The organism is Candidatus Amarolinea aalborgensis (assembly GCF_900491745.1).
Classification (GTDB): Bacteria; Chloroflexota; Anaerolineae; order SSC4; family Amarolineaceae; genus Amarolinea; species Amarolinea aalborgensis.
Window position 1 is genome coordinate 102,128 of record NZ_UETR01000001.1, and the last position, 12,028, is coordinate 114,155.

Annotated in this window: 11 protein-coding genes; all 11 read right to left on the reverse strand. The window is 64.1% G+C overall.

Annotation, left to right across the window (positions count from 1 at the left end; translation table 11 throughout):
• Positions 1–30 precede the first annotated feature (30 nt).
• Positions 31–2,031, reverse strand: a complete 2,001-nt coding sequence (locus ACPQ6D_RS00440; RefSeq protein ID WP_423222309.1) for a CehA/McbA family metallohydrolase — start codon at positions 2,029–2,031, stop codon at positions 31–33.
• Positions 2,032–2,037: 6 nt separating this feature from the next.
• Positions 2,038–3,177 carry a glycosyltransferase family 4 protein gene (locus ACPQ6D_RS00445; RefSeq protein WP_423222310.1) on the reverse strand — a complete coding sequence of 380 codons (1,140 nt, stop codon included), beginning with the start codon at positions 3,175–3,177 and terminating at the stop codon, positions 2,038–2,040.
• Entirely contained in the window at positions 3,174–4,859 is a 1,686-nt protein-coding gene (locus ACPQ6D_RS00450) for an alkaline phosphatase family protein (protein WP_423222311.1), read from the reverse strand. The genes ACPQ6D_RS00445 and ACPQ6D_RS00450 overlap by 4 nt, the downstream gene beginning before the upstream one ends.
• A gap of 31 nt (positions 4,860–4,890) precedes the next feature.
• Entirely contained in the window at positions 4,891–5,265 is a 375-nt protein-coding gene (locus ACPQ6D_RS00455) for a type II toxin-antitoxin system VapC family toxin (RefSeq protein ID WP_423222312.1), read from the reverse strand.
• An 8-nt stretch (positions 5,266–5,273) separates the two neighbouring features.
• The gene (locus ACPQ6D_RS00460) at positions 5,274–5,498 is read right to left on the reverse strand and encodes a type II toxin-antitoxin system Phd/YefM family antitoxin (protein ID WP_423222313.1); all 225 of its coding nucleotides are present in this window, start codon (positions 5,496–5,498) and stop codon (positions 5,274–5,276) included.
• A 181-nt stretch (positions 5,499–5,679) separates the two neighbouring features.
• Entirely contained in the window at positions 5,680–6,423 is a 744-nt protein-coding gene (locus ACPQ6D_RS00465) for a Uma2 family endonuclease (RefSeq protein WP_423222314.1), read from the reverse strand.
• 80 nt (positions 6,424–6,503) lie between these two features.
• Positions 6,504–7,409 carry a glycosyltransferase family 2 protein gene (locus ACPQ6D_RS00470; RefSeq protein ID WP_423222315.1) on the reverse strand — a complete coding sequence of 302 codons (906 nt, stop codon included), beginning with the start codon at positions 7,407–7,409 and terminating at the stop codon, positions 6,504–6,506.
• Positions 7,406–8,971 (reverse strand): O-antigen ligase family protein, encoded by a 1,566-nt coding sequence (locus ACPQ6D_RS00475; RefSeq protein WP_423222316.1) that lies wholly within the window; start codon positions 8,969–8,971, stop codon positions 7,406–7,408. The genes ACPQ6D_RS00470 and ACPQ6D_RS00475 overlap by 4 nt, the downstream gene beginning before the upstream one ends.
• 66 nt (positions 8,972–9,037) lie before the next feature.
• A complete protein-coding gene (locus ACPQ6D_RS00480; protein WP_423222317.1) occupies positions 9,038–10,807 on the reverse strand; it encodes an alkaline phosphatase family protein in 1,770 nt (589 codons plus the stop codon).
• Positions 10,808–10,809: 2 nt separating this feature from the next.
• Complete coding sequence (locus ACPQ6D_RS00485; RefSeq protein WP_423222318.1) at positions 10,810–11,646, reverse strand: class I SAM-dependent methyltransferase; 837 nt, start codon at positions 11,644–11,646, stop codon at positions 10,810–10,812.
• Positions 11,639–12,025, reverse strand: a complete 387-nt coding sequence (locus ACPQ6D_RS00490; protein ID WP_423222319.1) for a DUF2442 domain-containing protein — start codon at positions 12,023–12,025, stop codon at positions 11,639–11,641. Before ACPQ6D_RS00490 ends, ACPQ6D_RS00485 begins: the two co-directional genes overlap by 8 nt.
• Between the last annotated feature and the right edge of the window lie 3 nt (positions 12,026–12,028).

The window sequence follows — 12,028 nt, forward strand, 5'->3', positions numbered from 1 at the left end:
GGTCTATTTTGCCACCAGGTGGCTGCTTCGTCAAGATGGCGCGCGGCGCGTAACCCAAATCGGCCCCGCCCAGGCCATATGTCCGTCCACCTGCGTCAAACGGACATAATAGGCGTGTGTGCGGGCGGTGGGCTGATTGTCCACGGCCTCCAGCACCGCGCTCGATGTTCCGTCCAACGCCGCCCGGTAAATTGTCGTCGCGTCGCGCAGCAGTTCAAAGCGGGCCAGCGCTGCGGTTCCCCAGGCATGGGCCACAAAGCGCGGGGGCGCAGACGCGGTGATCTCCGCGCCCATCCATTGCCCGTCAGCCTGAAAATCGAGGATGATGCGCGGCCCCGTCGTGCCGATGACCCGCCGCGCTTGCAGGGCTTCCCAGATCGCCTCGCGCGTGTTGGCCTGCGCAAAGATGCCAAGCAGGCCGGCCGGTTCACCATGCGCGCCAGGGCCAAAGCCTGGGTGCCCGCTGTGATCATCGCCGGAAGCCATCAGGCCGAGATGCAAGCCCTGGCGCAGGGCATCTTGGACAAAGCCCTTGCGCCCCTTGAAATCTGGGCCGGCCAGCTCCTCGTTTTCGCAGTGCCCATGAACCGAATAGGTCTCGACCAGGCGCTCCAGGTCAGCCGGAGGCGGGAACGCACGCCAGTCAATCTCAGCCTGGCCGCCGTCGAAAGTTCCGCGCAGGCCGCGCGTGTGATGGGCGATGGTCATCACGACTGCGCCGCTGCGCCGCAGCGCCGCCCACAGGCCGGCCGGATTGTCCGTGCCTGGCGCGGTGCGCCGGATGATGGGCGCATCCTGGCTTTTGAAGTAGACGCAGCGATGCCCGTGCACCCAATGCGTCCATTCGTAAGCCACTAAGGTGGAAAATTGACCAGGTTCGTTGAAACGGTTGGTGACGCGCTTGGACTCGGCCCATTCGGCGTCATCCAGCATATCGTCATGATCGGTCAAAGCGGCGAAGTCCAGGCCCACGACGTCACGCGCATAGCGATAATAGTCTTCGGGCACGCCGCCGCCGTCGGAACGCGCGGTGTGGCCGTGGATGTCGCCCCAAAGCAGCACAAAGGGCGGCTCGCTATCTGTGACCATGACCGGGTTGCCCGCGCCTGCCAGGCCTGCGGACGCCTGCGCGTCGAACGAGAGGACGCCGGTCTCGCGCGGCGTCACGCTGAACGTCTTGATGCCGCCGTCGGCCGGCGTCAGGGTGACGGCTGTCGGCGCTGATACCCGTGGGCCGCTCGTGCGCAGCCTGATGGCGCCCCGAAAATCGCTCACCACGTTCTTGTAGAAATCGAGTACGGCCACGCGCACGCTGAACGGCTGACCGCTGCGCGCCTGTGAGGGCGCGGCCAGGTAGATCTCAGCGGGCGCGCCTGGCACGGTGGTGATAGTGGGCGCGGCGCTAAGCAAGCGGAACTTATCGTTGCCGTCCACATCGGACGCCACATGAAACGCAATGCCGGCCGCGGCTGTGCGCTGCACGCGCGCGCCCGGCGAGCCGCGTCGGGTGTCGCCATAGATCAGGGTGATCGTGTCGTTGGCCTGCAGTTCACCCTCAGCCACCAAGATGTGCAGCCCGCGCGCCAGCGGCTCCAGTTTGACCCGCGCCGGCAGGCGACTTTGCCAACTGACCGTCGTGAAGCCGGCCCGCTGCGGTTCGCTTACCTGCGGCGGCGACCACCAGTCATTGACAGGCAGGCCAGGCGGAATGATGAAACGGAAGCGGCCGCCAGTCTTCATGCCGTGTGGTCCAATGACGAACGTCACGCGCAAGGTGTAGTGGCGCATGACCACCAGGCCATCGTTTGGTTCAATCGTGATGCGACCCTCGCCATCGAAATTGGGCGGCGGTGTGGGCGAGGGAGACGGGGAGGGCGGCGCGGTCTGCGTGTCCAGCGGCAGCGCCAGCACGCGCGCGGCAGCCAGCATGCGCCCCAACAGAAGGCTGTCCACGGCCACTACTGCGCCCAATTTCAGAAAATCACGCCGCGTCACGGCAGCCATGCCGCAAGCCGTATGCTGATCATCCATCGTTGGTTAGCCTTTTTTTGCCCGGCGGTAGATTTCCAGCGTTTCCTGCGCGCAGCGACGCCAGGTAAATTGCGCGGCGCGCGCTTGTCCGCGCTGGCTGAGCTGCGCGCGCAGCGCTGGCGCGGCCACAACCTGGCGCAGCGCATCCGCCAGCGCGCCGGCATCGGTGGGAGTGATAGTCAGCGCGGCATCGCCCACCACTTCAGGCAGCGAGGCCGCATTGGAACAAATCACCGGCGCGCCGCAGGCCATCGCTTCCAGGGGCGGCAGGCCAAAGCCCTCGTAAAGCGACGGGTAGACGAAGGCCAACGCGTCGCTGTAGAGGGCAGGCAGATCGGCGTCATCCACATAGCCGGGGAAGTGCACTACGTCCATCAAGCCGGCCTGCTGCACGGCGGCGTAAATCTCCGACTCGCGCCACAGCGCCTTGCCTGCGATGACCAGGCGCGTGGAGGCCAGTTCAGGGGCCTGGCGCGCCAGCGCAAAGGCTTCAACCAGGCGGCCGATGTTCTTGCGCGGCTGCAGGTTGCCCAGGGCGAGGAAATAGGGGACATGCGCCGGCAGACCGAGCCGCTGCCGCACGGCCAGGCGCGCGGCAGGATCGGCCACAGGCTGGAACTGCTCGCCAGCCGCTTCGTAGGTCACGGAGATCTTGTCCGCGGGCAGACCATAACGCGCTATGATTTCCTGCTTGGCGTGCTGCGAGACGGTGATGATGGCCGCGGCGCGGCGCATCGTGAACGGCACCAGAGTTTTGAGCATCCAACGATCGCGCGGCGAAAAAAAGCGCGGATAGATATCATACGAAATGTCGTGCACGGTGACGACGTGTGGGCAAGCGCCGGCAGGCGGCGCGACATAGTTGACGTGCAGCAGGCTGGCGCGGTCGCGTAGGGTGGCCGCGGGCATCGCGAAGGGAATCCGCAGCGGCGATGGCGCGGGCCAGATGCGGCGAATGCGCACCGCATGGTTGGGATTCAGCCGCGCACGCAGGCGTGCGGGCTCCGTCGCGTACAGCACGAAATCGAACCCGCGGCGCTCATCCGGCGGCAGCGCCAGCAGCGCGCGGATGAGACTGAGGGTGTAGGTCTCATTGCCCGTCTCGCGTTCACCGACCATGTGCGCGTCAATCGCAATGGGCTTCATCCAATGTAACCCAGGCCGCGCAGACGATCAGCAAGCGCTTCTTCATCCTCGGCTGAAAGTTCGGCGGCCGCATCGGTCGTGACGCTGCCCGTGGCCGCGCCGCGCAGCACGGGGTGACGGGCCACAAAATCGGTCTCGAACAGGTCGGTCAGTACGCGGCCGTCCATATCCTCCGGCACCGGTAGGCCGCGCAGCCACAGGACAGTCGGCGCCAGGTCCATGATGCTGAGCCGCGGCAGGCGCACGCCTTGACGCACGCCGGGGCCATACGCGTAAAGAATGCCGTCGCGTGCGTGGTCGCCGGTCTGTCCGGCGTAGGCAAAAGCTGCGTCGGCCCAGGGTTCGCCGGCATTGAAATAGGTGCGCTTCTGCTCCGGGTACTCTTGCCAGACCACGCGCAAGTCCGGGCTCCAGTCTACGTAAGGACCGGTGTAGATCTCCTCGCGCTTCCAGACTTCGGCCACCACGCGCTCGCCGGTCTGCGGCTCGCGCAGGGCCAGCAGCCGCGCCTTGATCTCAGCGCGCAGCGCCTCGTACTCGGCGCCTGGCGCGACGACGCCTTCGGGTTCGCGCCCACGCACGTTGATGGTGACGCCGTTGTCCGAAGCCCAGAACGCGCGTGTCTGGCTCCAGTCCACGCTGCTGGTGAAGGCAAACTCGCGCAGTTTGCCGGCTGTGCCCCAGCCGGGCAGCAAGCGGCGCAGGGTCTGGCGCGCCAGGTGCGCCAGGCCGAGCGACTTGAGCAAACTGCGCGCGCCGCGAATTGCCTGTGCGCCTGCGCTGCCGCGCCCGCCCTTGAGCGCCAGGTAGCCCTCCTGCTGCAGCCAGACGTTGGGGTAGAAGAAACGGTGAACGCCGCCAAAACCGTGGTCTGACATGACAAAGAGGATCGTATTGCCATCAGGTTCCACGACGTCACGCAGCAGGTCGCCCAAAATAGCGTCTGCCTGGCGGTAGTGGTGTTCGATCTCGCCGCCGAAGCGCGCGGCCAGCGCGGGATCATGCCGGGGATGCGTGGGGTCCATATCATCCCAGAGGTAGGTCATGATGCGGTCGGTTTCGGAATAGACCACGTGCATGAAGTCCCAATCGGGCGCCTTTTGCATCAAAAAGCGCGTGGCCAACGCCCGGTTGGTCGTGCCTCGGCGCACATTGGCTGCAACCGTCGTCTTGGTGGCAACACGGTCGGCGCTGGCCTCGGCCGATTCAATCAAATAATCAGGCACGGCCGCGTACAGCTCTTCGCGCAGCCCTGGCGGATAGGTGAATTGGCTCTTGGGGCTGGGCGTCAGCATGTCGCCCACCAGCACGCCGTTGACCGGCTTAGGCGGGTAGGTCACCGGGCAGTTCATGACCGCGACGCGCTGACCGGCCTCGCTGAGCAGCTGCCAGAGGGTGGGCGCCATGACATGCGCGGCGTTGACCAGTTCGACGGCATAGTCGCCCGGTTTGCGCCGCGCAAAGTCGAAGTAGCCGTGCTTGCCAGGGTTTTTGCCCGTGGCAAAGGAGACCCAGGCCGGCCCACTGACGTAGGGAATGCTGGATCGCAGCTCCGCACGCGCGCCCTGCGCCTGGATACGGGCCAGGGTGGGCAGCTTTTGCTCCTTGATCCATGGGTCAATCAACCAGAACGTGGCCGCGTCGAGGCCGATAATCAGAATGCGGTTTGGTAAAGATGGCATAGAGTTAATTTGAATGCAAACGACTTAATCGCTACCAAATCACTGCGACATCATACCGGGCAATCTCCGGGTCTGAGGTCAGGATGGGTAGGTTTTCCAGCTGGCTTTGCGCAATCAAGATTCGATCAAACGGGTCCCGATGAATCTGTGGCAGGTCAGAGACGTACAATGCGTGGCTGAGTTGGATGGGCAGGGCCAGAAAATGATGGAGCTGCATTCGATCGGAAACATAGTGCCCTGGCAGCTCTGGCAGAAGCAATGAACCCCGCGCGGCCTTGATGGCGATTTCCCAGGCACTGGCCACGCTCAGAAAGATCTCGTTGTGTCCATCTGCAATCACATCACGCGCAGTCTGGGAAAGCTTGGGGTCGTCGGTGTTCCACCATAGGAACGCGTGTGTATCCAAGAGAACCCTCATAATTCATCGAACTCCGGCAAAGGCTCATCGAAGGCTGGTGTGAGAATGACTTTGCCAGCGTCGTTGCCAGGCGTGCGACGCGCCATCGGCGCCGTCACCGGTGACAGGATGGCCACCGGCGTTCCGGCTTTGGCGATAATGATCTCTTCGCCATTGAGTACGCGTTGGAGTAGTTTCGAGAAGTGTGTTTTTGCCTCGTGTACATTCACCGTAACGGTCATTGTTCTGTTCTCCGTGAGGGATTGTAGACTAAGCAATGGACTAAGTCAATTTTGCACGAGGCCGAAGAGGATGCCAAGACCTTGAGATACCAGCAGGCCCAACATCTGCGTGGAGCGCTGATCCTGCGCCGCAGCCGGTCACGCTGGTACTTCCCATTCCTGGTAAGTGAGCCTGGAACATCTACGGGTGGGGCTGGCGTGCGTGCAGGCTGGCGACGAAGGCTGCATGTTCCTGGGAGGCCAGGCCCTGCTGCACGACTGCCAGCATCGTCGCCAGGTCGCCAGCCCACAGCGCATCCATCGGCAGCCAAAGCCCCGGAAACACCTCGCTGCGCAGGATGCCATCGGCGTCAGGCTGCAACGGCTCGTAGACGCCGTCGCGCAAAACGAACCAGTCCACGCGCTGTTCGTAAGCCTGGGCTACCAGGTATTCTGGCACGCCGTTGCGCGCGTAGACACGGCGCTTATCGTGCATATCGTACGAGGCGCTGCTGGCGGCAATCTCCACCACCATCTCCGGCGGGCCGGCGAGATAGTCGTCTTCGGTGACTTGCGAGCGGCCGCCTAGCGCGGGTTCCAGGCGCAAGAGCGCATCAGGCTGAACGACATTCTCGTAATCCAGCCGCACAGTCGCGTTATCGCCGCCGACGACGCCAGGTGTAGCCGCGCGATAGATTCCCAGCCAAGTCATGATGTCGCTATGCGGCTGGCTATGCAACATGAAGTGTACGGGTGATGGCATATGAACGATTCCTTCGATGAGTTCGGCCTTGTTGATTTCAGGATGGCCCTGGTAACGGCGCTCGAATTCAGGGCGCGTCAAACGATCGCCGGCATTGAGCGGCGGCGCCATCGCTAACTTCTGCGGAAGGCGCCGCGGGGCCGGGGAGGGCGCTGGCGCGCGGTCAAGTGTTCGCACAGTCATGTCAAAATCTCCTGGAAATACAACCGATCCATCACGCTGCTGCGATTCTAGCACTGGCCTGCGCAAGCGTCAAGCGACCCTCACTCACGGCTAAACTGCTGGCGCCGAAAGTCGCGCACGCCGCGGCCAATGGCCTGGGCGATGGCGGGATTGCCAGCCAGGGCAAACTGCGTAGCCTTGAAGGCCCACAGCAGCGGCCAATAGCTGAAAAAACGCACCTTTTGCGCGGGCGTCGCGTGTTTACTTACGGTCAGCAGGCGGTTGCGGGTCATGTGATACCAGATGAAGGGCTGACCCTGGCGCGCGGCGCTGGCGCCAACCTGGTGCACCACGGTGGCGTCGGGCGCGTAGAGCAGCGGCCGCCCCGCGTGCGTCAGGCGCAGGCTGAGATCCACATCCTCGCCCATGAAAAAATAGCGCTCATCGAATACACCTGCCGGCTCGATCACGTTGCGGCGCAGGAGAAGCGCACAGCCTGGCGCAAAGCCTACCACGCGCGCCGCGTCGGCCTGGCCGTGATCCGCCGCGCCCTTGTGCTGATGCACGCCCGTGCCGATCCGCCAATCCACATGGCCGCCGCCGTACCACAGGCGCCGGCCATCGCCAAAGTAGATCTTCGGCGCGGCCGCGCCCGCCTGCGGATTGGCGGTCAGGGCTGCTTGTAGGCGCGGCAAGGTGTCGGGATTGATGAAGGCATCGTTGTTGAGCAGAAAGATCAGCGCCGGCGCCAGCGTATCCAGCGCGTGGCGTACACCGAGGTTGTTGCCGCGCGCAAAGCCCAGATTTTCGCCTGCGACGAGGACCGTCAGGGTGGGAAAGCGCGCCTGCAGCGCAGTCACCGAGTCATCGGTCGAGCCGTTATCCACGACAATCACGCTGGCCGGCGGTTGTCCGCAGTCGAGCACGGTCTGCACACAGGCCAGGGTGGTGTCACGGCCATTCCAGTTGAGAATGATGGTCGCGATGGCTGGCGCGTCCGCGGTCATCGTTCGCGCACCGCCACGAGCGGGATGGCGGCTGCAATCCACAAGTAGCTCATCAACTGCAGTTCCTGCATGAGGGGCAAGAAGGTGAAGGCCACCATCGCGCCCAGCCAGGCGGCCTGCGCGGCAATGCTGACCGCGTCGAAGAAGGGATCGAGTACGGGCGCGGTCGGCGCACCGCTGCTGGCGGGTGCAACAGGCAGGCTGCCCAGCGCTGCGCCAGGCAAGGCGCGCGCCAGGAGCGACGAGCCGTGCCCACCGCCCCAGCGCTGGCGTTCAGCGCGCAGCGTCCACACCATCATCAGATAAATGCCCAGAGTGAACAGGGCGCCGAGAATCCCGATCTCCATCATCATCTGCAGCCACGAGCTTTCGACATGCTCGATTTTGACTTTATCCGAAAATTTGAGCGCGCGGGGACCGGCCATGCCGGTGCCGATGCCAAGCGGGTGATCGAGGATGAAGGGAATCGAAGCCTCGTATGAAGCCAGGTGTCCGACGGCCGATGGATCATTCATGTTGAGGGCGCGCGTAATACGCGCCACCAGCCCCACGCGCTCCGCGCCAACGACCAGGAGCGCTGCCAGCGCGAGGAGCGCGAGGATCGTCCCAGGGCTGCGCAGGGCGTAGCGCAGCGCCTGTCCCAGGTTGCGGAAGCCAATTTCCAACACAGCCAGAGCAGCCACCATGCTCAGCAGACCGACGAGCGAGCTGCGCGAGTAGGTGAGAAGCACTGCTACACCGCAGATCCCGGTGACCGCCAACAGAATGGCGCGCTGCCACAGCGCACGCTGCGGCTGCAAGGCAAAGACCAGCGCGATGGCAATGGCCAATACCAACATCAACCCTAATTCGTTCGGACTGGTCACGGTGCCGATTGCGCGCAAGTGCGGCTGACGTTCCACCTCGGCCGTGTAAAACGCGTTGGGAATCGTACCATCCGCTTCGCGAAAGCCCCAGTTGTAGAGGTCATTGAAGTTCCAGAAGGCCACCTGGTAAATGCCGATCAGCGCCATCACGACGGAGACGCCGAGCATCGCCAGCACCAGGAAGCGCAGCTGGCGCGCACTGACCGGCACGGCGCGCAGGAGATAGAAGACCACCAGCGGTTCCAGGTAGTTGCGAAAACCGTAGATGCCCACATTCAGGAGCGGGCCAACAAAAATGTACGCGCCCATCAGCAGGGCAATGCACGCGAGTCCCAAATCGAATGGATAGAGCTTGACCTTGAAGCGATCCTGGCCGAAGAGGCGCCGCAGCAGCAGTACGCCGATCAGCAGCGCCATGACCCCTTCTTTCCAGTAGGCAAACATCTCTACCGTGCCCTGAGACACGTTGAAGAGACCGACCATGGCCCGACTGGCGAAGACATGAAACGGCAAACCCAGGATCAACAGCAGCAGCAGGTAGAACGGCCGCAGCCAGGCCAGGGTCACCACCAGCGCGGCAAACACCAACGCCAGTCCCGCAAACGGCGAAACCAACATCAAGCCTGCCAGCAGCACCGCCAGGAGCAGGCCGCCGGCATAGAAAAGAGGCGTTATCGGTCGGTACGCTCTGATCACTTCTTGCGCTCTCCTTCTCACGCTTCACGCTTCACGTTTCACGTTCCACGCTTCACGCTTCACGCTTCACAGATACCCCAGCCCCGCCAATCGGTCCGTCACTTCCTGGGCTTCGGCCTCATCGTAACTCTGCACACCTGCGCCGTCCCCGGAGCTGACCGGCGGAAGCGGCGTCTGCGGCCTGCTTTCCACCGGCTGGCGGGCCAGGGCCTCTGGCGTCAGCATCTCGGTCAACACGCGGCCATCCATCCAACTCGGCGCCGGTTCACCGAGGAGGTGGAGCACGGTAGGCGCTACATCGAGGATGCTGGCTGGCGCCAGGGGCAGACCTGGTTGCACGGCCGGCCCGTGCGCGAAGAAAATGCCGTTGGGTCGGTGACAGCCGGTGATGCGCCGATGACGCATCTCTTCCATGGTCAGATGACGCACCGGCTCCCGGCCGCTGTACGCGCCCCGGGGGCGGAACAGATCAGGGTATTCGGCCTCCACGAGCAGGTCGGGCAGGCGATCGCTGAATGGCCCGCTGAAGCGCTCTTCGCGCCGCCAGACGCGGCGCACCAGGCGCTCGCCTGTGCGCGGATCGCGTAAGTCTTGCAGACCGGTGATGATGCGGTCGCGTAGGGCCTCATACTCGGCGCCGGGCGCCACCGTGCCCTGCGGATCGCGCCCCTTGAGGTTGATCCAGATGTTGCCCCGCACCTCTTCGGAATAGGCCAGCGTATGCGCCCAATCCACGCCGGGGAAAAACGACTCCTCGCCCAGCGTGACGCGCAGTTTATCCGGCCACCAATGGCGCAGCCGCGACAGGGTGCTGAAGGAGACGCGTCCGTACAGCGCGCGTTTGCCGCGATCCACCAGTTTGGCGGCCAGCCATTTGAGCGCGTTGCCCAGCGAACGGCGGCTGCCGGGGGTGCGCAGCGTCAGCAGCCCCTGCTGCGCCAGCCACAGGTTGAGATGAATTTCGATGTCCTCCAGCGCGCCCTCACCGTGGTCGGAGACGACCAGCACATGCACATCGGGCGGCAGGGTGGAAAGGAATTCGCCCAGGCGTTGGTCGGCGCGCTGGTAAACTTGCAGCAGCGGATCTTCGCTGAACATCTGCGCATTGACAGCCGGATCGTAGAGTGGATGCGCGGGATCGTGGTACTTCCACAAGAAGTGGGCCGCGCCATCGAGCGCGCTGACGACAAAAAAGGTCAAATCCCACGGCTCGCGCGCCATCAGGCTGGTGGCGACGGCAAAGCGCACGTCAATCTCACGCAACAGCTCGGCCATGACCATATCCCCGCGCTGCGCCGTGCTGTATTTCCAGTCGTCCGGCACGATCACATAGGGCTGGCCGCCAGAGAGTGCAGACAATTCGGCCTTGAGCGCCAACGGGTAGGTGAAGGCCGCGCCCATGCCTGGCGTGTCCCAGCCGGAGACCAGCACGCCGTTGACCTTTTCCGGCGGGTAGGTCATGGGCACGTTGAGCACGATGACATGACGGCCGGCCTGGCTGAGCAGCGTCCACAGCGCGGGCAGCGCGCGGAAGCTGGCATTGGTCAGGCGAAAGCCGTAGGTGCTGAAGTCGCGTTCCCAAAAATCAAAGATGCGGTGCTTGCCCTGGTTCGCGCCGGTGACCATCGAAGTCCACGCTTGCGCGGTGAAGGGGTGCAGCACCGATTCCAGCGGCGCCCAGGCGCTGGTGTGCAGCAGACGGGCCAACGTGGGCAATTTGCCCTGTGCGACCCAGGGTTCAATCAGATCAAAAGTGGCCCCGTCGAGGCCGACGACAACGACGCGACGGGCGCTGGTGGTAGTTGTTGACAAGGTTGGCGTGTTCACCGTAGACATGATTACAGGTCAGCCGCCTGACCGGCCTGGCAAAAAACGATCTTCCGGTAGGTCGGCTCCCGGTGCAGGCGCGGCGCCAGCCAGGGGTAAATGGGCTGCAGCAGCAGGCGCTGCACATGAGTCAGCCCCGGCAGCGGCCGGCCCAGATCGAAAAGCCGCCGCAAGAACAACCAGACCCCGATGCTGACATTGGCCGCCACGTGCAGGCGATACGCGCCAAAACGGACCGCAGCCACCTCCTGCACCAGATTCAGCAGGTCAACCTCCGACCACATCGCATGTTCCAGGTGCTCGCCGAGCTTGGGGTGCACCCGGCCAGTCTGGCGTGCGAAGGCCTGCGCAATCTCTTCCTCAGCCGCGCGTGCGGCCGCCCCACACGGCGCGCCGACGATCAGCAGGCCGTCCCCGGCCACCACGCGCGCCATTTCCGTCACTACGGCCCGCCGGTCATCCGGCGTCAGATGCTCCAACGTATCCATGCACAGTGCGACGTCCAGGCTGCCGCTGGCGAAGGGCAGCGCTGCGCCGGAGGCCGCCACCGCAGTCAACTGCGGGTGGTCATGCAAGCGCTCACGGTCAAAGGTCACATCCACGCCAAACGCCGCGCGGGGCACGTACGACGTGACGCCGCCCTTGCTGCCGCAGCCCACATCCAAGATGCGCAGTCCGGCCGGCCGGCCGGCCAGGGCGTCGGCAATCGGCTGATAACGCAGGGCAATCTCCAAGCGCCAGGCCCAGTTCCAGCGCTGGTAGCGCAACAAAGGGCCGGCTAGCCAGCCCAAGCGGTGCAGGCGCTCGCTGCGCACCCGGCCGGGGTCGAGGCGGAACACCTCACTCACGCTCAGCCTCACGCGTTCGGGCGGCAATCGCCGGCGGTAGTGGCGCTTCACCAGACCCAACGAGATGAGGGTCAAATCGGCGCAGAAGAGGCGCGGAGAGTTCAATGGATGGATTGTTTGCAGCTGCCATCTCTAGTAAATGACTTATCTCGACGCCATCGTCCAGGTCTTCCCAATAAACGGCGTAGCCGTTTGGCTCGATTGACCAATGCTCCTTTTGATCTGGCCTCGCGTTTGATAACCACTTCAACCAGGGCACCTTGTCTACCAACACATGCAATTCGCGGCCGTCATCTAGGCCAATCCGCAGCAAATCTCCAGCCATGCGAACATCAACCGCATGAGTGGCCGCTTGACCGTTACCGTCCGAAATACTCATACC